General features: G+C 63.5%; 17 protein-coding genes and 1 pseudogene. 9 read left to right on the top strand and 9 right to left on the bottom strand.

The genetic code is table 11. The annotated features are described in order from the left end of the window. Positions 1-3: 3 nt before the first annotated feature. Positions 4-474 (bottom strand): MarR family winged helix-turn-helix transcriptional regulator, encoded by a 471-nt coding sequence (locus NL532_RS01510; RefSeq protein ID WP_023671361.1) that lies wholly within the window; start codon positions 472-474, stop codon positions 4-6. Between the two features lie 421 nt (positions 475-895). On the opposite strand from NL532_RS01510, the gene NL532_RS01505 reads away from it, so the two are divergent. Beyond that, a complete protein-coding gene (locus NL532_RS01505; RefSeq protein WP_023689243.1) occupies positions 896-1,948 on the top strand; it encodes a CobW family GTP-binding protein in 1,053 nt (350 codons plus the stop codon). 248 nt (positions 1,949-2,196) lie between these two features. Next, positions 2,197-3,171, top strand: a complete 975-nt coding sequence (locus NL532_RS01500) for a WD40 repeat domain-containing protein (protein WP_023829366.1) — start codon at positions 2,197-2,199, stop codon at positions 3,169-3,171. A gap of 1 nt (position 3,172) precedes the next feature. Here the strand turns inward: NL532_RS01500 and NL532_RS01495 are convergent, their stop codons facing one another. Then, positions 3,173-3,625 carry a hypothetical protein gene (locus tag NL532_RS01495; protein WP_023683507.1) on the bottom strand — a complete coding sequence of 151 codons (453 nt, stop codon included), beginning with the start codon at positions 3,623-3,625 and terminating at the stop codon, positions 3,173-3,175. Between the two features lie 155 nt (positions 3,626-3,780). On the opposite strand from NL532_RS01495, the gene NL532_RS01490 reads away from it, so the two are divergent. The 4 genes from NL532_RS01490 to NL532_RS01475 all read left to right on the top strand — a co-directional run bounded on the left by NL532_RS01490 (position 3,781) and on the right by NL532_RS01475 (position 9,408). Then, positions 3,781-5,163, top strand: a complete 1,383-nt coding sequence (locus NL532_RS01490) for an aspartate aminotransferase family protein (protein ID WP_023683506.1) — start codon at positions 3,781-3,783, stop codon at positions 5,161-5,163. A 35-nt stretch (positions 5,164-5,198) separates the two neighbouring features. Next, on the top strand, positions 5,199-6,584 hold the full coding sequence (locus tag NL532_RS01485; RefSeq protein WP_023829367.1) for a glutamine synthetase family protein: 1,386 nt from the start codon (positions 5,199-5,201) through the stop codon (positions 6,582-6,584). A gap of 119 nt (positions 6,585-6,703) precedes the next feature. Then, on the top strand, positions 6,704-7,939 hold the full coding sequence (locus NL532_RS01480) for a putative DNA modification/repair radical SAM protein (RefSeq protein ID WP_023700413.1): 1,236 nt from the start codon (positions 6,704-6,706) through the stop codon (positions 7,937-7,939). A gap of 2 nt (positions 7,940-7,941) precedes the next feature. Next, positions 7,942-9,408: a UdgX family uracil-DNA binding protein gene (locus NL532_RS01475; RefSeq protein WP_023700412.1), complete on the top strand. Its 1,467-nt coding sequence runs from the start codon at positions 7,942-7,944 to the stop codon at positions 9,406-9,408. A gap of 266 nt (positions 9,409-9,674) precedes the next feature. Here NL532_RS01475 and NL532_RS01470 read toward each other — a convergent pair whose 3' ends face one another. The 4 genes from NL532_RS01470 to NL532_RS01455 all read right to left on the bottom strand — a co-directional run bounded on the left by NL532_RS01470 (position 9,675) and on the right by NL532_RS01455 (position 14,479). After that, positions 9,675-10,955 carry a glycerate kinase type-2 family protein gene (locus NL532_RS01470; RefSeq protein ID WP_023671369.1) on the bottom strand — a complete coding sequence of 427 codons (1,281 nt, stop codon included), beginning with the start codon at positions 10,953-10,955 and terminating at the stop codon, positions 9,675-9,677. Positions 10,956-11,123: 168 nt separating this feature from the next. Beyond that, positions 11,124-11,630 (bottom strand): heme-degrading domain-containing protein, encoded by a 507-nt coding sequence (locus NL532_RS01465; RefSeq protein ID WP_023671370.1) that lies wholly within the window; start codon positions 11,628-11,630, stop codon positions 11,124-11,126. A 312-nt stretch (positions 11,631-11,942) separates the two neighbouring features. After that, positions 11,943-13,259 (bottom strand): guanine deaminase, encoded by a 1,317-nt coding sequence (gene guaD / locus NL532_RS01460; RefSeq protein ID WP_023829368.1) that lies wholly within the window; start codon positions 13,257-13,259, stop codon positions 11,943-11,945. Between the two features lie 2 nt (positions 13,260-13,261). Beyond that, entirely contained in the window at positions 13,262-14,479 is a 1,218-nt protein-coding gene (locus NL532_RS01455; protein WP_023671372.1) for a urate hydroxylase PuuD, read from the bottom strand. A gap of 135 nt (positions 14,480-14,614) precedes the next feature. Between NL532_RS01455 and NL532_RS01450 the strand changes: the two genes are divergently transcribed. The 3 genes from NL532_RS01450 (at position 14,615) to NL532_RS01440 (ending at position 17,831) form a co-directional block, all read left to right on the top strand. Then, on the top strand, positions 14,615-15,535 hold the full coding sequence (locus NL532_RS01450) for a LysR family transcriptional regulator (protein WP_023671373.1): 921 nt from the start codon (positions 14,615-14,617) through the stop codon (positions 15,533-15,535). A 107-nt stretch (positions 15,536-15,642) separates the two neighbouring features. After that, the gene (locus NL532_RS01445) at positions 15,643-16,584 is read left to right on the top strand and encodes an LLM class flavin-dependent oxidoreductase (protein WP_023755795.1); all 942 of its coding nucleotides are present in this window, start codon (positions 15,643-15,645) and stop codon (positions 16,582-16,584) included. Beyond that, positions 16,581-17,831 carry an LLM class flavin-dependent oxidoreductase gene (locus tag NL532_RS01440; protein WP_023742582.1) on the top strand — a complete coding sequence of 417 codons (1,251 nt, stop codon included), beginning with the start codon at positions 16,581-16,583 and terminating at the stop codon, positions 17,829-17,831. The genes NL532_RS01445 and NL532_RS01440 overlap by 4 nt, the downstream gene beginning before the upstream one ends. A 12-nt stretch (positions 17,832-17,843) precedes the next feature. Here the strand turns inward: NL532_RS01440 and xdhC are convergent. The 3 genes and pseudogenes from xdhC to xdhA form a co-directional block, all read right to left on the bottom strand. After that, positions 17,844-18,868, bottom strand: a pseudogene (gene xdhC, locus NL532_RS01435) (xanthine dehydrogenase accessory protein XdhC). 74 nt (positions 18,869-18,942) lie between these two features. Beyond that, a complete protein-coding gene (gene xdhB, locus NL532_RS01430) occupies positions 18,943-21,309 on the bottom strand; it encodes a xanthine dehydrogenase molybdopterin binding subunit (RefSeq protein ID WP_023755797.1) in 2,367 nt (788 codons plus the stop codon). Then, on the bottom strand, positions 21,309-22,790 hold the full coding sequence (gene xdhA, locus NL532_RS01425) for a xanthine dehydrogenase small subunit (RefSeq protein WP_023755798.1): 1,482 nt from the start codon (positions 22,788-22,790) through the stop codon (positions 21,309-21,311). The genes xdhB and xdhA overlap by 1 nt, the downstream gene beginning before the upstream one ends. Between the last annotated feature and the right edge of the window lies 1 nt (position 22,791).

The following is a 22,791-nucleotide window of genomic DNA, read 5'->3' as shown; positions in this document are numbered from 1 at the left end:
AGATCAATCGTCGATGTCGCCATCGTCGTCGACAAGCACCAGCTCCTCGTTCGACAAATTGGCCTCGATGCGGGCGAGCAGCTTGAACAGCGTCTTCTGTTCTTTCTTGTCGAGGCCCTTCAACGCCTGCTTCTCGGTCTTCTTCACCGACTTCTCGATGGCGTGGATGATCTCGCGGCCGGTGTCGGTGAGAAAGATATGCGCCTGGCGTGCATCCGCGGAAGAGGCGCGCTTTTCCAAAAAGCCCTGGGCCTGCAGCCGGTTGATGGTCTTGGTGATGGTCGGCGGGCGCACGCCGAGGCGGCCGGCGAGATTGCCGGGCGTCTGGCCGTCCTCGCGGTCGAGCGTCAGCATGATCTGGTCCTGGCCGGCATAGAAGCCGTGCGCCAGAAGCCGCGCCGCCAGCGCGGTCCTTGCCAGCCTTGCCGCCGAATGCAGCCGGCTCATCGTTGCAGTCTTGTCCGCCTTGGCCATGGTGATCCCTCTTCGGCCGTACCGGTGCGTGCAGCATAGACGCAGCCGGCCGGTTGGCAATCGACGATCAAAAAGATTCCGGCTTTCGAAACAGCTTTGCCGGCAAGCATTTGTGGTGCTCGAAATGGTGATGCCAGATGTTTATTTCAGTTAGATGACAAACGAGTTTCCGCCAAGGCGATTGCAACGGTTTGACGCGGCGCGGCTCAGCACAGGTCAACGAAGAGGCGTTTCCGGCAACACGTTGATGGTCGGCATCCCTCGCACTCGGCCTCTCGGGTCTACCCATCCGCTTCGTCAATCCTGGGTCAAACACCCAGGCGGTTTGCCTCGTGCAAAAGGCCGGCACACATCCTATATCAGGCCAACAATCCCTTCTTGCGGCCCGCAATTCCGTGGCCCAGCCATTTCGAGGCAAGATATGAGCGAAGCACAGACGCAAATCCCCGTGACCGTTCTCACCGGGTATCTCGGCGCCGGCAAGACGACGCTGCTCAACCGCATCCTGTCGGAAAACCATGGCAAGCGTTATGCCGTCATCGTCAATGAATTCGGCGAGATCGGCATCGACAATGATTTGATCGTGGAATCCGACGAGGAAATCTACGAAATGAACAATGGCTGCGTCTGCTGCACGGTGCGCGGCGACCTGATCCGCGTCGTCGAAGGCCTGATGCGCCGTCCCGGCCGCTTCGACGCCATCGTCGTCGAGACCACCGGCCTCGCCGATCCTGTGCCGGTGGCGCAGACCTTCTTCATGGACGACGACGTGCGCTCCAAGACCAAACTCGACGCTGTCGTGGCCCTGGTCGACGCCAAGCACCTGCCGCTCAGGTTGAAGGATTCCAAGGAAGCCGAGGACCAGATCGCGTTTGCCGATGTTGTCGTGCTGAACAAGACCGACCTTGTGACGCCCGAAGAGCTGGCCAAGGTCGAAGCCACCATCCGCGCCATCAACCCGGCGGCCAGGATTCACCGCACCACGCGCGCCGGCGTGGCGCTGTCCGAAGTGCTCGACCGCGGCGCCTTCGACCTGTCGCGCGCATTGGAAAACGATCCCCATTTTCTCGAGGCGCACGATCATGATCACGACCACCATGATCACGACCACGATCACCACGATCATGATCACGACCATCATCATCACGATCACGCGCATCCCTCCGACATCCATGACGTGACCGTGCAGTCGGTGTCGCTGCGCGGCGGCGAGATGGACCCGAAGAAATTCTTCCCGTGGATCGAGAAGATCACTCAGATGGAAGGTCCCAACATCCTGCGGCTGAAAGGGATCATCGCGCTCAAGGGCGACGACGAGCGCTATGTCATCCAGGGCGTGCACATGATCATCGAAGGCGACCACCAGCGCGCTTGGAAAGACGGCGAAAAGCATGAGAGCCGGCTGGTGTTCATCGGCCGCGAGCTTGACGCCGAACGGCTGAAGAAGAGCTTTGACGCCTGCCAGGCGGCTTGATTTCCGGACTCTATGGCGCTAGCGCTGCCCGCTCTTCCTTCTCCCCTTGTGGGAGAAGGTGGCCTCGCGAAGCGAGGTCGGATGAGGGGTGCTCCAGCTCGGCACCGACGGCGATCCGTTCAACACCCCTCATCCGTCTCGGCGCTGCGCGCCGATCCACCTTCTCCACAAGGGGAGAAGGTCGGCGCCAGGCCTGGCCGCCTCAGTGGCTTCCCGGGAGTGGTGACAGCTTCATTGGAATGGTCCTGATGCCCACAGTTGCTCCCCTCGACCTGGAAGGTCACTGCCTTGCCGCCGTCTTCCTCGACAACGTGCCGCATTTTGCGCTCGCCGATGGGACAGTTCATAGGCTCGACAACGGCCACAAGACAATTCAGGCCACTGACGGCCTGCTCTCCACGTTCCATGACGCCGCCAACGACCGCCTGATCACCGGCGGCGAGGACGGCAAGATTTTTGCCGTTGCCGCCGGCGGCAATGTCAGCGAACTCGCCAGCGTCGGCAAGAAGTGGATCACCAGCGTTGCCGCCGGGCCGCAAGGCGCTATCGCCTATGCCACGGGCAAGACTGCGTTCGTGCGCTTTGCCGACGGCAAGACCAAAGAGTTTGCCCATCCGCGTTCGGTCGAGGGGCTGGCCTTCTCCCCCAAGGGCATACGCTTCGGCGTCGCCCGCTACAATGGCGCGACGCTGCATTTCCCGGCCGCCGACGGCAAGCCGGTGGAGCTGGAATGGGCCGGTGCCCATACCGGCGTCACCTTCTCGCCGGATGGCGCCTTCCTCGTCACCACCATGCAGGAAAACGCGCTGCATGGCTGGAAGCTCGCCGACGGCAAGCACATGCGCATGACCGGCTATCCCGGCAAGGTCAAAAGCCTGTCGTGGAGCGTGAAGGGCAAATGGCTGGCGAGTTCCGGCGCGCCGGCGGCGATCGTCTGGCCGTTTTCGGGCAAGGACGGCCCGATGGGCAAGGCGCCGCTGGAGCTCGGCACGCGCGGCAACGCCATGGTGACATCGGTTGCCTGCCATCCGAGCCAGGATGTCGTCGCCGTCGGCTATGATGACGGCATGGTCATGGCGGTGCGCTTTACCGATGCCAAAGAGGTGCTGTTGCGCCGCCCGGGCAAGGGCGCCATCACCGCGATGATGTGGGATAAGGAAGAGCGCCGGGTCGCCTTCGGCAGTGCCGCCGGCGACTGCGGCGTCATTGATATCTCGGCGTGACCTATTCGGCTCCGCACGACACCTTGCCGGTCAATTCTTTCGGCTTGCCGTCCTGTTCCGTGTCGGCGGCGTTGTCATAGACGGCAAGCGTGTACCGGCCGTCATAGACGCCCTCGTCACTGGTCTTGGTCAGGATCGTCAGTTCGACAGAGTTGAATTTATCTCCGAGCTGATGCTCGTGGTAGACGTTCAGCCGCAACTCCTTGTCGTCCAGCCAGTACTGGGTGAGGTCGGAATCCTCGAAGACGGTCTTGCGCAGACTGTCGCCTTCCGGCCGGCCAAGTATCTCGAGATCGCCGCGAAAATTGAAGGTCGGGCCGCCCATACCTCTGGTGACCCCGGCGCCGACCTCGAATTGCACCGCTTTGTCATCGACGGAACACCAGACGCCGCCCGATGCGGAAGCCGCAGCGGCCGACAAGAGTAGCGCAATAGCGCAGATGATCGTCCGCATTTTTCTCCCCAAACCACAGACCCGATCGCATTGGCGCCCGACTGCGCCGGAAGGTCAAGTCTGCCGAACTTGCTGCTGACCCAATGCAGCGCACCAACACGGCCAATTGCGGTTGCCGTCGCCAATTGGGTAGTGTGCCGGCCGAGAGGGATTTCATGCACAGCACGAACAGTTCAAAGGCGTCCATTGGCGGTATCAGCCGTGACCGCATCGCTGCATTGCGGACAAGCGAGGCGAACACCTTCCGCAAGGCGCGGCCGAAATCGCAGGCCAAGGTCGGTAACGGCCTGCCAGGCTTCTTCGGCGGTGTGCCGATGCACTGGATGAACGACTGGCCGACGCCATTCCCGATCCTGGTCGAAAGCGCCAAGGGCGCCGCCATCACGGATATCGACGGCAACAGGCTGGACGATTTCTGCCTCGGCGACACCGGTTCGATGTTCGGCCATTCGCCGCCGCCGGTGGCGCGCGCCATCCGCCGCCAGGCCGGGCGCGGCCTGACCTATATGCTGCCTTCGGAGGATGCGCTGGCCATCGGGCCGCTGCTCACACAGCGTTTCGGTCTGCCGTTCTGGCAGATCGCCACCACCGCCACCGACGCCAACCGCTTCGCGCTGCGCGTCGCCCGCGCCGTCACCGGCCGCGAAAAGATACTGGTCTTCAACGGCTGCTATCACGGCTCGGTCGACGAGACGATGGTCCGGATGGTCGACGGCAAGCCCGTGAATCGGCCGGGGCTGGCGGGTGAGTTTCGCGACCTGACCAAGACGGCGAAGGTCATTGAATTCAACGATGTCGCCGCGCTGCAAGCAGCGCTCAAGGACAAGGATGTCGCCTGCGTCATTGCTGAGCCGGTGCTGACCAATTCCTGCATGGTGCTGCCCGATCCGGGTTTTCACGACGCCTTGCGCAAACTGACGCGCGCGGCCGGAACGCTGCTTCTGATCGACGAGACCCACACGATTTCGACTGGACCCGGCGGCTACACCAGGAAATTCGGACTGCAGCCCGACCTATTCGTGTTGGGCAAGCCGATCGCCGGTGGCGTGCCGGCAAGCGTGTGGGGCATGAGCGACGAGGTCGCCTCGCGCTATGCCGACTACAATCGAACCAAGGAGCCGGGCTATTCCGGCATGGGCACGACGCTGTCGGCGAACCCGCTGCAGTTCGCAGCCATGCGCGCAACGCTCGAAGAGGTGATGACGCAGGAGAATTATGCCCGGATGGATCGCCTCGCCCTGCGGCTCGATGCCGGGCTGACCGGCGTCATCGATCGCTACAATCTGCCCTGGCATGTCGCCCGCGTCGGCGCCCGCGTCGAGTTCATCTGCGCCCCTGGCCCGCTCAGGAACGGCGCCGAAGCCGAGACTGCCCATGCGCCGGAGCTTGAGGCGGCTATCCATGTCGCGCTGGTCAACCAGGGCGTGCTGATCGCGCCCTTTCACAACATGATGCTGATCTCACCGGCCACCACCGGCGCCCAGGTCAACCGGCTGATCACCGCCTTCGCCACGGTTGCGGCAAGGCTGACGGCATGAGACAAGCTGCCAAGCCAAACTCGAGTACACTAATCATGACTTCACCTTCGGGCTCGATGCCCGCCGAGGCGCAAGCCTTTCTCGACGCCCATCCCGAAATCGAAGCCTTCGATATCGTCTTGACCGACGCCAACGGGGTCGGCCGCGGCAAGATCGTGCGCCGGCATGAGCTGAAAAGCATCTTCGAGGGCGGCCGCCACATGCCGATCTCGATCCTCGGCCTCGACATCACCGGCGAGGATGTGCACGAAACCGGGCTGATCTGGACGACTGGAGACGGCGATCTCAGGGCATGGCCGATCCCCGGCACGCTGGTGCCGCTTTACGGCACGAACCCGCCGCGCGGCCAGTTGCTGATGGCGATGTACCATCTCGAGGGACAGCCTATGTCGTCGGACCCACGGCTGGCGCTGGCCAGGCAGGTCGACATCTTGGCGGCCAAGGGCCTCTATCCCGCCGGCGCCTTCGAACTCGAATTTTTCCTGCTTGCCAATGAGCGTGACGCCGACGGCAAGGTAAAGCCGGCGGACGCCGTGCTCGACGGCCGCCGCTCGGCCAAGACGGAAGTCTATTCCGTCGACCATCTGCACGGCATGGAGCCGCTGTTTTCCGACATCTATGCCGCGGCCAAGGCGCAAGGCATTCCGGCCGAAACGGTGATTTCCGAATACGCGCCCGGCCAGTACGAGCTGACGCTGAACTATCGCAAGGATGTCATGCGGGCGGCCGACGACCTCGTCATGTTGAAGCGGCTGGTGCGGGCGCAGGCGCGCCGCCATGGTGTCACCGCCTGCTTCATGGCCAAGCCGATCGAAAAATACGCCGGCTCCGGCATGCATTTCCATGTTTCGTTGCAGGACAAGAACGGCCGCAACGTTTTTGCCGAGGCTGGCGGCGAAAGCTGGTCGCTGCCGCTGCTGCAGGGGCTCGGCGGGCTGATCCAGACCATGGCCGAATCGATGCTGGTGTTTGCGCCGCACGCCAATTCCTGGCGGCGCTTCGTCTCGCAGTCCTATGCGCCGGTGGCGCCGACCTGGGGCGTCAACAACCGTTCGGTGGCGCTGCGCATCCCGGCGGGCGACGCCAAGAACCGGCGCATCGAGCACCGGCCGTCGGGTGTCGACGCCAATCCCTACCTGATCGCGGCAACGGTGCTGGCCGGCATCATCAAGGGTCTGGATGAAGGCCTCGACCCCGGCCCCGAAACCACTGGGAATGGCTATGAAGCCGCCATCACGCGCACGACCATGCCGGTCGACTGGCGCGCTGCGATCGAGGCGGCGCGGGCATCGAGCTTCCTGAAAGAGGCGCTTGGCGAGGATCTGCATCGCACCTTCGTGGCGATCAAGCAGTCGGAGTATCTGCGCGTCGCCCGCACCGTCAGCGAGCTGGATTACCACCTCTACCTCCATGAGGTCTGAGAGACCGCCTGGAACTCGGGCAGTCGTCCTGCTAGCCCGACGATCAGGCGGCGATTACTTTTTCGCCGCCTGCATCAAATGAGGTGGCGCTGCAGCCTTCAAGAACATATCATGAACGGATGAGCGCACCTACCGTCCGTGAAAAGCTGGCAATCCTGTCTGACGCCGCCAAATACGATGCTTCCTGCGCCTCGTCCGGCTGGGCGAAGAAGGATTCGCTCCAATCCGGCGGTATCGGCTCCACAGAAGGCATGGGCATCTGCCATTCCTACGCGCCGGATGGCCGCTGCATTTCGCTCCTGAAAATCCTGCTCACCAATTTCTGCATTTACGATTGCAGCTACTGCATCAACCGCTCGTCATCGAATGTGCGCCGCGCCCGCTTTAGCATCGACGAGGTGGTGAAGCTGACCATGGATTTCTACCGGCGCAACTACATCGAGGGCCTCTTCCTGTCCTCCGGCGTCATCCGTTCGCCCGACGAGACCATGGCCGAGATGGTGGAGGTGGCGCGGCGGCTGCGGCTGGACGAAAAATTCTCCGGCTATATTCATCTGAAGACCATTCCGGAAAGCTCGGCCGAACTGGTCGAGCAGGCCGGGCTCTACGCCGACCGGCTGTCTATCAACGTCGAACTGCCGACCGATGAGGGCGTCAAGAAACTGGCGCCGGAGAAGAAGCCGGAAACGATCCGCCTTTCCATGGCGAACCTGCGCCGGAAGATGGAGGAAAAAGCCGAGCCGACGCTGAGGACCAAGAAGCGCGAACGCTTTGCGCCCGGAGGTCAGTCGACGCAGATGATCGTCGGCGCCGACAAGACATCCGACGACGGCATCTTGCACACCAGTGCGCGGCTCTATGGCAGCTACCATCTGCGGCGCGTCTATTACTCCGCCTTCAGCCCGATCCCGGATTCGTCATCGTCGCTGCCGCTGCAGAAACCGCCGCTGATGCGCGAGCACCGGCTCTATCAGGCCGACTGGCTGATGCGCTTCTACGGCTTTTCGCAGCCGGAAATCCTCGCCGGCAGCAGCGACGGCATGCTCGATCTCGCCATTGACCCCAAGCTCGCCTGGGCTTTGCGCAATCGGGCGAGGTTTCCCGTCGACATCAACCGCGCCGATCGGGAAGCGCTGCTGCGGGTTCCGGGTCTGGGCACCAAGGTGGTGGCGAAGATCCTTGAAACCCGCCGCCACCGACACATGCGGCTGGAAGATGTCGGACGGATCTGCCATTCGATCGCCAAGCTGAGGCCCTTCATCATCGCCGAAGGCTGGTCGCCGGGTGGACTAACGGACAAGACCGGCTTGCGCGACACGATCGTAAAGTCCTGCGAACAACTGTCTCTGTTTTGACCATGCAGCCGGCCCAGCTCGACCTTGCCCGATACACTGTCCGGCTAGCGAGCCAGACCGATTTCGCCGGTTGGCGCGATGCGGCACGGCGTCTGGCGCTGAATGAGGTCCGACCTGAGGATATTAGTTGGGGTGTCGGGTCCGACGCCAATGATACTCAAGATGCCTTGCCGGCGGTGCCAGAGGGCGCGCAGCTTACCGTCCCGCGCGAGTTCATCGCCCATGCCGAAACGGCCTTCTGCCACTCCGACCCCGGCCGGTTTGCCTTTCTCTACTGGATGCTTTGGCGCCTGCGCACCGAGCCGAAACTGCTGGCGATCGCATCCGATCCCGACACCAGGCGGCTCGAAGCCATGGAAAAGGCGGTGCGGCGCGACAGCCATAAGATGCATGCCTTCGTACGCTTCCGGAAGATCGGCGACGGCGAGAACGAGCGCTACGTCGCCTGGTTCGAGCCGGAGCATTTCATTGTCGAGCGCAACGCGGATTTCTTCGTCCGGCGGTTCACCGGCATGCGCTGGACCATCCTGACGCCCTATGCCTCCGCCGACTGGAACGGCGAAAGGCTGGCGATCGGGCCGGGTGCGGCCAAGGGCGATGCACCCGATCAGGACGACACCGAGGCGTTGTGGCTGACCTATTTCGAAAACATCTTCAACCCGGCGCGGCTCAAGGTGAAGGCGATGCAGAAGGAGATGCCGAAGAAATATTGGCGGAACCTTCCCGAGGCCTCGCTCATTCCAGATCTGATCGCAGGAGCGGACGAGGCCGCCAGGGATATGATTGCCAGACTGCCGACAACGCCGGCGCCGCACCACGCCAAGCTGCAGGCGAAACATTGGCCGAAGCGCGAGCCGGCCGAGGCGCCGGACGATGACGCCAACACCATTTCCGAGCTACGCGAAGCCGCGAAAGGCTGCCGCCGCTGCCCGTTGTGGCGCGACGCGACACAGACCGTGTTCGGCGAGGGGCCGGATGATGCCAAAGTGGTCTTCGTCGGCGAACAACCGGGCGATCAGGAAGATCTCGCCGGCAAACCTTTTGTCGGGCCAGCGGGCAAAGTGTTCGATGCAATTCTCGATGACGCAGGCGTCGACCGGCAAAAAGTCTACGTCACCAACGCCGTCAAGCATTTCAAGTTCGAGCCGCGCGGCAAGCGCCGCATCCATTCGAAGCCAAATGCCGGCGAAGTCCAGGCCTGCCGCTGGTGGATCGGCCGGGAGCTTGAGCTGATCAAGCCGGACCTCGCCGTGGCGCTTGGGGCAACGGCGGCGTTGTCGCTGCTGGGCAAGGCCATTGCCGTGACGAAAATGCGCGGCCAGTTGATCGAACGCGAGGATGGCTTGCGCGTGTTCATCACCATCCACCCCTCCTTTATCCTGCGCATTCACGAGCCGACGGACAAGGAGGCTGAGCGCGAGCGGTTCCTAAAGGATATGAAAGAGGTGAAGCGGCTGATGGGGTCGTGAGATGAGCGAAAGCCTCAGCGACATCGTCATCCGCGGGCGGAGCAAGGAGTGAAGCGACGCAGCGCAGACCCGAGGATCCATGCCGCGACGTTTGCACGCTGCTACGGTGCAGAATTATGCCGTTGCGCTCGACGGCTAACATCACGGAATGGATCCCAGGGGTCTTCGCGACGGAGCTTCGCTCCTGCTTCGCCCAGGGATGACGAAGCTGGGTGGCTTCACGGTCGTGAATCCAACGTTGGAAAACTTCGGCCGCCACGGCCAGATTAACTGATTAGGATTGCCCTCAGATCGTTCACATTCGTACCCGTCGGCCCCGGCACGAACAGATCGCCGATCGCGTTGAACGCCGTCCAGGCATTGTTGCCGGCCAGCATCGCCTTGGCGTCGATGCCGGCGGCACGCATGCGCGAGACAGTCGAGCCATCGGCAAAGGCGCCGGCATTGTCTTCCGAGCCATCGATGCCGTCGGTATCGGCGGCCAGTGCATGAATACCTTCCGCGCCGCTGATGCCGATGGCAAAGGCGAGCAGGAATTCGGAGTTGCGGCCGCCCTTGCCCCTTTTTCCGTCAACAGGGGCCCGCAAGGTCACGGTCGTCTCGCCGCCGGACAGGATCAGCACCGGCTTTTTGAACGGCCGGTTGCGCGTCGCCACTTCGCGCGCAATGGCTGCATGCACGCCACCGACCTCGCGCGCCTCGCCCTCGATGGAATCGGAGAGGATGACGGCTTCGATGCCCTGCCGTTTTGCCTCAGCGGCTGCCGCTTCCAGCGACACGCCAGCCGAGGCGATCAGGTGCACTTCATTGCGTGAAAAGCGCTGGTCATCCAGATCTGGCGCATCGGCCTCTGGCGAGTTGATGTGCGCCATGACGGCGTCGGGCAGTTTCATGCCGTAGGCCGCTATCGAGGCCAGCGCATCGGCGCGGTTGCCGGAGTCGGGCACGGTCGGGCCGGAGGCCACCAGCGCCGGGTTGTCGCCGGGAATGTCAGAGACAACCAGTGATACCAGTTTGGCCGGCCAGGCGGCAGCTGCCAGCCGGCCGCCCTTGATGGTCGAGAGATGCTTGCGGATTGTGTTCATCGCCGCGATCGGCGCGCCGGAGGCAAGCAGCGCCTCGTTGACGGCGATTTCGTCGGCGAGCGTCAGGCCGGCGGCAGGCGACGGCAGCAGCGCCGATCCTCCGCCCGATATCAGCGCCACTACCAGGTCGTCCGCAGTCAGCCCTTGCACCTTTTCGAGCAGGCGCCGCGACGCCTCAAGACCGGCAGCGTCCGGCACCGGATGTGCCGCCTCGATGATTTCGATGCGCTCGCATCTGGCGCCATAGCCGTAGCGGGTGACGACCAGCCCTTCGATCGGGCCATCCCACACCTTCTCGAATGCCGCCGCCATCTGCGCCGAGCCCTTGCCGGCGCCGATGACGATGGTGCGGCCCTTGGGCCTGGCCGGCAGATGATCCCTGATGGTCCGTTCAGGATCGGCAGCGGCAACAGCGGCATTGAAGATCGAGATGAGAAAGGATTTGGGATCGAGCACGGTTATCCTTGGCCGTAACTGGCGGTTTTCAAAATGAGCAAACGTTGGCGCTGCCCCTCACCCTCACCCCGTGAAAGACGGGGAGAGGGGATCGCCAGCGCTCGAGCTTGTCCTTTCTCCCCGTCACTATACGGGGAGAAGGTGCCGGCAGGCGGATGAGGGGCAGCGCCAACGTCACGATTTACCTTCCGGCGGCAGCGCCAATTGTGTCCGATCGACGCCGAGATGATCGCACAGTGCATCGACGACGACGCCATGATCCTGGCGTTCCGGCAGGCCGGAGACGGCGATGACGCCGATGACGCCGGCACCCTTTACAGTCACCGGAAACCCGCCGCCGGCCAGTACGTAATCAGCAATATCCAGCCCCTCGCCGACCTTGAAGGTGCGGTCCGGTCGCTGCTGTTCCAGCACCAGACGATAGGTGCTCCTGAGGTAGCGCTTGACCACATTGATCTTGCGTCGTGCCCAGTCGGGGTTGGAGGCGTTTGAACCGGGCATCGCGGCATAAAACAGCGGCCGATCCCACAGCCTGATATCGATGATGATGGGCAGCTTTTCGGCCAGCGCCCGCTCGCGGATCGCCGCGCCGACCTTGAACGCGACGGCCTCGTCGAAGGCCGGGAAGACCAGCGTCTCTTCCTGTTTCTGGATCAGAGCGATGTCGTCTGCGGCGGCCATTTTTGTTCTCCGAAATCGTCACAAATCGTGTGTACGACAAGCTCCGCCCGGTCAAGGTCTCGTCGCGGTGGTGGTCTTGCCCCGCCAGGATCGCCCCCCCACTCCGTCGAGCTTCTCTCGACACCTCTCCCCCGATCGACGGGGTAGAGGAAGGGCGCAAAGCTGTCCGAACCGGCGCCCGTCCTCCGAAGCAAAGGCTCCCTTCCTCTCCCTCCGGAGGGGGATAGGTGGCGCCGCGAAGCGGCGACGGAGTGGGGGAACCTCTTGGCAACCAGGCGCAATCATCATCTTGTCCCGCGCGGATGATGAGTCCTAACCCGCGATCATATCACTCTTGGCCGGCCGCCCCGCAACATAGACCTCGCGCACCGCGCGGTCGTCGCCCAATGTCTGCAGCAGGAACAGCTCCTCCGCCAGCGTGTCCACAGTCTCCATCCTCAGCCGCATCGCCGGCGTGGCGCGGGCGTCGAGCACGGTGATGTCGGCATCGGTGCCTTCATCCAGCGTGCCGACCTTGTCCGCCATAGACAGCGCCTCGGCATTGCCACGCGTTAATTGCCAGAAGGACTGGAACGGGTTCAGCTTTTCGCCAGTCAGCGCGATCACCTTGTAGCCCTCGTCCATGGTGCGCAGCATCGAATAGTTGGTGCCGCCGCCGACATCGCTGGCCGCGGCGATGCGCAGCGGCTTGTCGCGGCGCCGAAAGCGCTGGTAATCGAACAGGCCGGAGCCGAGGAACAGGTTCGAGGTCGGGCAGAACACCGCCACCGAGCCTGAGTCCGACAGCGCATCGGCCTCTCGTTCCGAGAGATGGATGCAGTGGCCGAACAGGCTCTTTGGCCCCAGCAGGCCATACTGCTCGTAGACATCGGTGTAGTCGCGCGCCTGCGGATAGAGTTTTTGCGTGAAGGCGATTTCGGCGTGGTTTTCCGACAGATGCGTCTGCATGTGCAGGTCGGGGTTTTCGCGGCAGAGCGCGCCCGACATCTCCAACTGTTCGGGCGAAGAGGTGATGGCGAAGCGCGGCGTGATCGCATAAAGCTGGCGGCCCTTGCCGTGCCATTCCGCAATCAGTGCCTTCGTATCGTCATAGCCGGATTGCGGCGTGTCGAGCACGCCTACCGGCGCGTTTCGATCCATCATCACCTTGCCGGCAATGTTGAGCATGCCGCGCGCATGCGATTCGGCAAAGAACGCTTCGGCAGACGCCTTGTGCACCGAGCAGTAGGCGGCGACCGTCGTCGTGCCGTGGCGCACCATCTCGTCCAGGAACAGCCGGGCGATGCGGCGGCCATGCTGGGCGTTGGCGAATTTGGTCTCTTCGGGAAAGGTGTAGGTGTTCAGCCAGTCGAGCAGTTCGGCGCCGTAGGAGGCAATGACCTGCATCTGCGGGAAATGCGCATGCGCATCGATGAAGCCGGGCAGCAGCAGATGCGGCCGATGATCGATCCTTTTCGCACCGTCGCCCGCTTGCTTTTCGACTTCCGTGTAGCTGCCTGCGGCAACGATCCGGCCGTCGCGGATCAGCAGGCCGCCATCCTCCTCATAGCGCCAGGCGGCATGGTCGTCGATGGCTTCGGGCCAGCGCAAGAAGCTTAGCGTGCGGCCGCGCAGAAGTGTGGAGGTCATCCCTATTTCCCTGCGCCTTCGAACCAGGCGACCAGCAGCGCCCGTTCCTTGTCGCTGATCTGGGTGACGTTGGCGGGCGGCATGGCGTGGCTGCGCCCGGCCTGCAAATAGATTTCACGCGCATGCTCGGCAATGCCGGCGTCGGTGTCGAGCATCACGCCCTTCGGCGCATGGTAGATGCCTTCATAGACCGGCTCGGCCGTATGGCACATCGAGCAGCGGCCAAGCACGGTGTCGCGCACCGCCGGGAAATGCGACGAGGCGATATAGACTTCGGCCGCGGCGGATGCCTTGGGCTCGCCGGTCAGTATTTTCGGCGCTGTCGACAGCCACATGATGATGACGAATAGCACCGCAGCCGCCATCCAGGTCCAGTGGGGGTTGCCGGCACGCTTATGCACGGTGTTGAAATAGTGCCGGATCAAGACGCCGATGATGAACACCAGCGAGGCGATGACCCAGTTGAACTCCGTCGCAAACGCCAGCGGATAGTGGTTCGACAGCATCAGGAACAGCACGGGCAGCGTCAGGTAGTTGTTGTGCAGCGAGCGCTGCTTGGCGATCTTGCCGTATTTCGGGTCGGGCTTTCGGCCGGCAATCAGGTCGGCGACGACGATCTTCTGGTTTGGAATAATCACCATGAAGACATTGGCCGACATGATAGTGGCGGTGATGGCGCCGAGATGCAGGAAAGCGGCGCGGCCGGTGAACAGATGCGTCAGACCCCAGGCGATGAACACCAGAACGCCATAGAGCACCAGCATCAGTCCGGTGTCACTTTTGCCGAGCGGCGACCGGCAGAGCAGATCGTAGACAACCCAGCCGACGCCGATCGTCGCCATCGACAGCAGGATGCCCACGGGAACCGACATGGACAGAACATTGGGGTCGATCAGGAACAGGTCGGCGCCGGCATAGTAGACCACGCACAGCATGGCGAAGCCGGACAGCCAGGTGGCGTAGGATTCCCACTTGAACCAGGTCAGATGTTCCGGCATTTCGGCCGGCGCCACCAGATATTTCTGGACGTGGTAGAAGCCGCCGCCATGCACCTGCCATTCCTCGCCGAATGCGCCGACCGGCATGCCGGGGCGCTGGCGCAGGCCAAGGTCGAGCGCGACGAAATAGAAGGACGAGCCGATCCAGGCGATGCCGGTGACGACGTGCAGCCAGCGCACGGCGAAACTCAGCCAGTCCCAGAAAATCGCGAAATCCATCATGTGAAATCGTCCCTGCCGATCGGCTGACTTTACGGTGTGGGGCGCAAACGAAAAGAGGCGAGGTGTACGATGACTTTCAAAAAAAAATGGAAAATACTAGGCTGACCACGTACGCCGCCACATAAAGAGCCACGAATGGCCTATCTCGACAACATCGCCGTCTTCGTCCGCGTCGTCGAGCTTGGTAATCTCTCGGCGGCAGGCCGCGACATGCGCATTTCGCCGGCGGTCGCCTCCAACCGCATCAAGGAGCTGGAAAAACACCTCGGCGTGCGGCTGTTCAACCGCACGACACGGCAATTGATGCCGACGGAGCATGGCACGGTGTTCTACTCCGGCGCCAAGCAGGTGCTGGAGGCTATCACCGAGGCGGAAGCCGCGGTTTCGGCGCTTTCCGGCCAACCGCGCGGCACCATCAAGGTGACCGCACCGCTCGGCCTCGGACGGCGGCTGGTGGCGTCGGGCATTCCGGATTTCCACGACAAATACCCCGATATCGAGGTGCGGCTGAGGCTCTCCGACCACAATATCGACATCATGAAGGAAGGCATCGACGTCGCCTTCAAGCTCGGCATCATCGAGGATTCCAGCCTGCGGATGCGCGGCATCATGGAATGTGAACGCGTGCTGGTGGCGGCACCGAAATATCTCGAAGCGCGCGGCGAGCCGGTGGAGCCACAGGAGCTTATCGGCAAGAAGCACGACTGCCTGATGCTGCGCTATTCCGGGGCGCGCGAATATGTCTGGACGCTGCAGACGCCGTCCGGCCCGCAGAAATTCGAGGTGCACGGCCCCTACGACACCGACGATGGCGATGTGCTGACCGGCTGGGCGCTGTCGGGCCGCGGCATCATCAACAAGCCGCGCTTCGAGGTCGAACCCTTCATCCGCGACCGGCGGCTGCAGGTCATCCTGGCCAGCACGCCGCCAACGCCGGTGCAGTTCGCCGCCGTCTATCCGCACAAGAAGCTGCAGGATCCAAAGGTGCGGCTGTTGCTCGACTTCATGGCCGAGCGTTGCCAGCGGCTGATCAAGGATTTGCTGGCCGGCAAGTGAGGGGCTGTTGGCCCAGTCGCCAGGGTTGTCTTACAAGCAGGTGACCTTAGGTTCGCATACGCCGGGCTATGATCGATGGTCCCATGCCGACTGACCAGCAAGCCACAATGCATCTTGCCGTTTCGCTCAACATTACTTCCGGGCAGCCGCTCGGGTTTAGCGACCTGGCCGGCTTTGCCAAGCAAGCGGAAGCGGCGGGGCTGGACATGATTGTCCTCGATGATTCCGCGCCGAACAGCGCCGGGTCGAGTTCTTTCGAAGCGACGACCTTGCTGGCGGCGCTGGCGACGGTGACAAGTCGGATCGGCCTTGTCGCTGCAGCCTCGACGGTGGCTCACCAGCCGTACAATCTGGCGCGCCGTTTTGCTTCGCTCGACATCATCAGCCATGGCCGCGCCGGCTGGCACGCGACCATGGCGCAGGCGCCACGGGAAGCCGCCAATTTCAGCCGGCCGGATGGATTTTCCGACGATGTGTTCCGCCGCCGCACGCAGGAATACATCGGCATCGTTCAGCGCCTGTGGCAGGGCTGGGATGCCGGCGCGCTGCTGTTCGACAAGGCCGGCGGCCGCTTCCACGATCCCGAAAAAATGCACCTGCTCGACCACAAAGGCGAATTTTTCTCCGTGCGCGGGCCGCTGAACGTCGCGCGCTCGCCGCAGGATACGCCGGTGCTGGTGCTGTCCGGCCTGTCCGAGGCCGACCTGGATATCGCCGCCCGCACCGCCGATGTCGTCCTGCTGGACAGACCCACAGAGGACGCCAAGGCGCGCCATGACGATCTCAAGCGCCGCGTTGTGGCCTGCGGACGCGATCCGGGTGCGGTCAAGCTGCTGCTGAACGTTGGCGCAGATGTCGCTGCTAACGCGCTCGAAACATTGTTCAGCTCGCAAAGCTGCGACGGGTTCAACATCGCAATACCGCCTGCCGCGATTGACGGTTTCATCGGCCGCGTGCTGCCGGAATTGCAGCGCCGCAGCCTCGTCCGCCCGGATTATCCCGGCACCACCTTGCGCTCGCATCTCAGACTTGCCGGAGGAGCGCAATGACCCGCCAGATGAAGCTTGGCGCCTTCCTGTGGGCGACGGGCCACCACATCGCCGCCTGGCGTCACCCCAAGGCGCATGTCACGGCAGGCATCGACATCGATCATTACATCCGGCTGGCGCGCACGGCGGAAGCGGCGAAGTTCGACATGGTGTTCTGCGAGGACGCCGCCGGCCTGCGCGAAGCCAATGTCGGCATCGCCAGCCAGACCTCACGCTCGATCGGCTTCGAGCCGATCAGCCTGCTGTCCGCGCTCGCCGTCCAGACCAGCCGCATCGGCCTCGTTTCGACGGCCTCGACCAGCTACAACGAGCCCTATGGGCTGGCGCGCACCTTTCTGTCGCTCGATCATCTGAGTGGTGGCCGGGCTGGCTGGAACCTGGTGACGTCGGCCAGCCCCATCGAAGCCGCCAATTTCGGCGCGACGGGCCTGAAACCCCATGCCGACCGCTACGAGCGGGCGCGCGAATTCGCCGAGGTGGTATCGGGACTTTGGCAAGGCAGTGGCTTTCACTGTCACAACGGCCAGAGCTTTTCGGTGCGCGACCCGCTCGACCTGCCGCGCTCGCCGCAGGGCGCGCCGGTGATGGTGCAGGCCGGCGCCTCGGATGTCGGCCGCGACCTTGCCGCACGCACGGCCGACGTGGTGTTCACGGCGGCGCAGACCCTCGAGGAAGCCAAGGCCTTTTACGACGACCTCAAGGGCCGTATGGCAGCCTATGGGCGGGAACCCGACGACATCAAGATCATGCCCGGCGTCTCCCCGGTGGTGGCGGAAACCGAGGCCGAAGCGCGGGAGAAACAGGAGGAATTGCAGGCGCTGATCCCTGACGATGTCGGCGTGGCGCTGCTGTCCAGCTATCTCAGCATCTCCGATCTCGGGAGCTATCCGATCGACGGACCGATGCCCGAGCTGCCGGAGACCGAGGGCATGAAAAGCCGCCAGGCGCTGGTCATCGAACAATCGCGCCGCGACGGCCTGTCGATCCGCCAGCTTGCGCGCCATTTCGCCGGCGCACGTGGCCATTGGCGTATCGTCGGCACGCCGGCGCAGATCGCTGACGAATTGCAGGCGCGGTTCGAGGGCGGCGGCGCGGACGGCTTCAACGTCATGCCGTCATACTTCCCCGGCGAGCTCGATGCCTTTGCCACGCTGGTGGTGCCGGAACTGCAGCGGCGCGGACTGATCCGTCGGGAATACGAAGGCAGCACCTTGCGAGATCATCTTGGCCTGAAGCGGCCTGCTTAGCCGCGCCGAAGCTTAGCCGGCCATCATCTTGTGCTGGACTTCATGGTCGGCATTCGGCGCGGTGTTGTGAACGACCAGTGCCGTCACGATCTCGGCTGCAGCGAGCGCCGCGATCACCGGCGGGCGCTTGTCCCTGACGGCGTCGCCGCCGATCGGGGAGACGAGGCGGGCCAACTCAGCCTCCGTGCCATCCGCCGATTTCAGGAACCAGTTCGTGAACGTCGCTCTCTTGGTTTTCGAGCCGATCATGCCGACATAGGCCGCGTCGTCGCGCTTCAGCGCCTCGGCGACGATGAGGAAATCCAGCGCATGGTCGTGGGTGAGGACGGCGAAGGCGGTGCCGGCGGGAGCGTTTCGAACCTCGGCCTCGGGCATCGGCGTCAGCCGCCTCTCGACCGTCTCCGGCATACCTTCCAGCGCTTCGACCCGCGTCTCAATGACGACGCCATGCACGGGAAGAAGTGCAACCGTCGCGGCCAGCGCCTGGCCGACATGGCCGCCGCCGAAGATATAGACATGCGGCAGGTGGGCTTCCTCGGCTTCTGCGGCCGCGATCAGCTCGGCTGTAAGCGCGGCATCGACGATACGGATCAAGACTTCGACGCGCCCGCCGCAGCACTGGCCGATCTCGGGGCCTAGCGGCACGTCCAGCGTGGCGCAGACTTCGTCGAAGCCAATGCGGGCTTCTTTACCCTCCCCCTTGTGGGGAGGGTCGGTGAGCGGACGCCGTGTGGCGGCGTCAGCGAAACGGGGTGGGGTGGCTTGGCACGATCGTCCGCACCCCCACCCCGGCCGGCTTCGCCGGCCGACCCTCCCCCCAAGGGGGAGGGTGAAGACCCCACCATCTGCCTCGCCTTGTCGATCGCGATGTACTCGAGCTGACCGCCGCCGATCGTGCCAAAAGTCGCCGCCTGCGAGACGAGCATGAAGGCGCCCTTCTCGCGCGGGGTCGAGCCTTTGGTGTCGGCCACTTCGACCAGAGCAAGCCGGCCGGCGCTGGCGAGAAAAGCTCTGAGGCTTTGCACTTTCGACTTCATATTTCGCATTCCCGTACGGGAAATATAGGGTTTTTCAGTCTGAATTGCACGTTTTGCCAGAATCCAGGTCAGAGTCAGGCGCTATTCTTGGCTTCACCCTTCAGCCGTTCGATCGCCATCAGCACCCGTTCTGGTGTTGCAGGAGCGTCGAGACGCGGACAGACCTTATGATCGGCCACACTTGCCACCGCGTCCGACAGCGCATGCAGCACAGACATGCCGAGCGGGAAGGGCGGTTCGCCGACCGCCTTGGAACGGTGCACCGTCGGCTCGTTGGCCTCCGGCCAGTCGGCCAGCGTGACGTTGAATATCTTCGGCCGGTCGGACGCGAGCGGGATCTTATAGGTCGACGGCGCATGCGTGCGCAGCCGGCCCTTGTCGTCCCACCACAGCTCCTCCGTCGTCAGCCAGCCCATGCCCTGGATGAAGCCGCCCTCGATCTGGCCGAGATCGATGGCGCGGTTCAGCGAGCGGCCGGTTTCATGCAATATGTCGGTGCGCTCGACGACATATTCGCCGGTCAGCGTGTCGACCGAGACTTCCGAGCACGAGGCGCCATAGGCGAAATAATAGAACGGACGGCCCTCGCCCTTGTCACGGTTCCAGTGGATTTTCGGCGTCTTGTAAAAACCCGCCGCCGACAGTTGGATGCGGGCCATATAGGCCTGCTTGACGAGGTCGGTGAAGGCGATCTCCTGGTTGCCGATGCGCACCCGGTTGGGCAGGAAAAGCACCTGCTCGCGCGGCACCTGGTATTTTTCGGCGGCGAAGTCGGTCAGCCGTTCCTTGATCTGGCGGGCGCCGTTCTGCGCCGCCATGCCGTTGAGGTCGGTGCCGGACGACGCCGCGGTGGCCGAAGTGTTGGGCACCTTGCCGGTGGTCGTCGCGGTGATCTTGACCTGGTCGAGGTCGATCTGGAACTCTTCCGCCACCACCTGCGCCACCTTGACGTAGAGGCCTTGCCCCATCTCGGTGCCGCCGTGATTCAGATGCACCGAACCATCGGTGTAGACATGCACCAGCGCGCCGGCCTGGTTGTAGTGGGTGGCCGTGAAAGAGATGCCGAATTTGACCGGCGTCAGCGCCAGGCCGCGCTTGATGAAGCGGCTGTTGGCGTTGAAGGCCTGGATGATGCGGCGGCGCCCCGCATAGTCGGCGCTCGCCTCCAGCTCGGCGACGATGCGGTGGATGATGTTGTCCTCGACCGTCTGGTGATAAGGGGTGACGTTGCGGCCCCCGTCTTTATCACCACTGGTGCCATAAAAATTCTGCTTGCGGATTTCGAGCGGGTCCTTGCCGACGGCAAAGGCAACCTCGTCGATGACCCGTTCGGCGCCGACCATGCCCTGCGGGCCGCCGAAGCCGCGAAACGCCGTGTTCGACACGGTGTTGGTGTAAAGCGGCGCCGATTGCGCATGCACCGCCGGCCAGAAATAGGTGTTGTCGCAATGGAACAGCGCGCGGTCGGTGACCGGGCCGGACAGGTCCGATGAAAAGCCGCAACGCGCCGCGAACATGAAGTCGACGCCAAGAATGTTGCCGGCGTCGTCGAAACCTACTTCGTAGTCGACGAGGAAGTCATGGCGCTTGCCGGTGGCAATCATGTCGTCGTCACGGTCGGGCCGGATCTTGACCGCGCGATGTTGTTTCTTGGCGGCGATCGCAGCCAATGCCGCAAACTGGTTGCCTTGCGTCTCCTTCCCGCCGAAGCCGCCACCCATGCGGCGGATTTCCACTGTGATGGCGTTGCTCGGCACGCCCAGCGCATGGCTGACCATATGCTGGACTTCGCTCGGATGCTGGGTCGAGGAATAGATGGTGACGTCCTGGTCCTCGCCAGGAATGGCCACTGCGATATGGCCTTCGAGATAGAAATGCTCTTGGCCGCCGATGCGCATCTTGCCCTTCAGCCGGCGCGGCGCCGCCTTGATCGCGGCAGCGGCATCGCCACGCTTCAGCGTGAGCGGCGGCGTGACCAGCTTGTCCTTGCGGGGGTCGAGATCGCCAATGTCGGTGACGAAAGGCAATGGACTGTATTCGACCTTGGCCAGCCGGGTGGCGCGGCGCGCCTGTTCGCGCGTCTTGGCAATAACGCAGAAGATCGGCTGACCATAAAACTGCACCTTGTCGTCGGCCAGCACCGGCTCGTCGTGTCGACCGGTCGGCGAAATGTCATTTTCGCCCGGAACGTCCTTGGCCGTCAGCACATCGACGACGCCCGGCGCCGCGCGCACCGCCGACAGATCCATTTTGCTGATCGTCGCATGCGTCGCCGTGGACAGGCCGAGGCAGCCATGCAGCATGCCCGCCGGTTCCGGCATATCGTCGATATAGACCGCGCTGCCGCTGACATGCTTGTGCGCGGAATCGTGGCGCTGGTCGGCGGCGACGCCACCGGAAATCTTCTGCGCCTTGAGATCTGGAGAGGCGTGCTTGTTCATCAGGCCGCCTCGTTGCGTGACACCTGGAACGGCGCCTTGCTGCCGCTGGTTTCGGCAAAAAAGCGCAGCAGCAGGTTCCTGGCCGCCAGCGCCCGGTATTCGGCCGATGCCCGCATATCGGTCAGCGGGGTGAAATCGCCGGCATATTCAGCCATGGCCGCTTCCACCGTTGTCTCCGTCCACGGCTTGCCGAGCAGCGCTTTTTCGACACCGAAAGCCCGCTTCGGGGTGGCCGCCATGCCGCCATAGGCGATGCATATATCGGCCACGGTTCCGTCCTTGGCCAAGTCGAGGAAAAAGGCGCCAAGGGCTGCGGTGATGTCCTCGTCGCGGCGCTTGGTGATCTTGTAGACGGCAAACTTCGTGCCCTTGGCCGGCACGGGAACGTGCACGGCCTCGACGAATTCGCCTGGCTGCCGGTCCTGCTTGCCATAGGCGATGAAGAAATCCTCGAGCGCGATGGTGCGCCGCTTCTTGCCGCGGCGCAGCGTCAGTTGCGCACCCAGCGCGATCAGGGGCGGCGGCGTGTCGCCGATCGGCGAGCCATTGGCGATGTTGCCGCCGATGGTGCCCATGTTTCGTACCTGTTCGCCGCCGATGCGGTCGAACAATGGCCCGAGCGCGGGGATGCGCTTGGCCAGTGTCGCGAAGGCGTCGGTGTAGGTGACGCCGGCGCCGATGGTGATGACATCATTTTCTTCGGAGATCGCGCACAGCCCCTCGAGATTGCCGATGAAGACTACCGGTGAGATGTCGCGCATGTGCTTGGTGACCCACAGGCCGACGTCGGTCGAGCCGGCGACAACAGTGGCGCCGGGTTCCTTGTCCAGTACAGCGGCGAAATCGTCGACGTCAGCCGGCACAACCAGCCGCTGCTTGCCGGCGCCGATTTCGACGCGGGCACCGTCATGCATAGCCTCGAGCCTGGCGGTGATCGCCTTGCGCTCGGCCGCCAGCGGATCCTTCGCCGCCTTGCCGTAGCTGGAGATGGCACGCGCGGCGCGCATGATTGCCTCGTAGCCGGTGCAGCGGCAAAGATTGCCTTGCAAGGCCTTTTCGATCGCGGCATTCGACGGGTCCGGCGACTTCATCCACAGGCCGTAGAGCGACATGACGAAGCCCGGCGTGCAGAAGCCGCATTGCGAACCGTGGAAATCGACCATCGCCTGCTGCACCGGATGCAATTGGCCAGGCGCGCCGCGCAGATGCTCGACGGTGACGACATGGGTGCCGTCGAGCGATCCCAGGAAGCGGATGCAGGCATTGACGCTTTCATAAACCAGCTTGCCGGCGGACAATTTTCCGACCAGCACCGTGCAGGCGCCGCAATCGCCCTCGGCGCAGCCTTCCTTGGTGCCGCGCAGCGAGCGGTCGAGCCGCAACCAGTCGAGCAAGGTCGCGTCGGGCGCCACCGACGACAGCGCGACATCCCTGCCATTGAGGATGAAGCGGATCTCGTTGCGTATGGTGATCTTGGCCATG

It is taken from the genome of Mesorhizobium sp. C120A (genome assembly GCF_030323105.1).
GTDB lineage: Bacteria > Pseudomonadota > Alphaproteobacteria > Rhizobiales > Rhizobiaceae > Mesorhizobium.
The sequence above is the reverse complement of the archived record's forward strand: the minus strand, read 5'-3'. Positions and strand labels throughout refer to the sequence as shown.

Excerpts from the sequence above, each read along its gene's own strand:
- NL532_RS01510 (WP_023671361.1), bottom strand. The coding sequence starts at position 474 with ATGGCCAAGGCGGACAAGACTGCAACGATGAGCCGGCTGCATTCGGCG.
- NL532_RS01505 (WP_023689243.1), top strand. The coding sequence starts at position 896 with ATGAGCGAAGCACAGACGCAAATCCCCGTGACCGTTCTCACCGGGTAT.
- NL532_RS01500 (WP_023829366.1), top strand. The coding sequence starts at position 2,197 with ATGCCCACAGTTGCTCCCCTCGACCTGGAAGGTCACTGCCTTGCCGCC.
- NL532_RS01495 (WP_023683507.1), bottom strand. The coding sequence starts at position 3,625 with ATGCGGACGATCATCTGCGCTATTGCGCTACTCTTGTCGGCCGCTGCG.
- NL532_RS01490 (WP_023683506.1), top strand. The coding sequence starts at position 3,781 with ATGCACAGCACGAACAGTTCAAAGGCGTCCATTGGCGGTATCAGCCGT.
- NL532_RS01485 (WP_023829367.1), top strand. The coding sequence starts at position 5,199 with ATGACTTCACCTTCGGGCTCGATGCCCGCCGAGGCGCAAGCCTTTCTC.
- NL532_RS01480 (WP_023700413.1), top strand. The coding sequence starts at position 6,704 with ATGAGCGCACCTACCGTCCGTGAAAAGCTGGCAATCCTGTCTGACGCC.
- NL532_RS01475 (WP_023700412.1), top strand. The coding sequence starts at position 7,942 with ATGCAGCCGGCCCAGCTCGACCTTGCCCGATACACTGTCCGGCTAGCG.
- NL532_RS01465 (WP_023671370.1), bottom strand. The coding sequence starts at position 11,630 with ATGGCCGCCGCAGACGACATCGCTCTGATCCAGAAACAGGAAGAGACG.
- guaD (WP_023829368.1), bottom strand. The coding sequence starts at position 13,259 with ATGACCTCCACACTTCTGCGCGGCCGCACGCTAAGCTTCTTGCGCTGG.
- NL532_RS01455 (WP_023671372.1), bottom strand. The coding sequence starts at position 14,479 with ATGATGGATTTCGCGATTTTCTGGGACTGGCTGAGTTTCGCCGTGCGC.
- NL532_RS01450 (WP_023671373.1), top strand. The coding sequence starts at position 14,615 with ATGGCCTATCTCGACAACATCGCCGTCTTCGTCCGCGTCGTCGAGCTT.
- NL532_RS01445 (WP_023755795.1), top strand. The coding sequence starts at position 15,643 with ATGCATCTTGCCGTTTCGCTCAACATTACTTCCGGGCAGCCGCTCGGG.
- NL532_RS01440 (WP_023742582.1), top strand. The coding sequence starts at position 16,581 with ATGACCCGCCAGATGAAGCTTGGCGCCTTCCTGTGGGCGACGGGCCAC.
- xdhB (WP_023755797.1), bottom strand. The coding sequence starts at position 21,309 with ATGAACAAGCACGCCTCTCCAGATCTCAAGGCGCAGAAGATTTCCGGT.
- xdhA (WP_023755798.1), bottom strand. The coding sequence starts at position 22,790 with ATGGCCAAGATCACCATACGCAACGAGATCCGCTTCATCCTCAATGGC.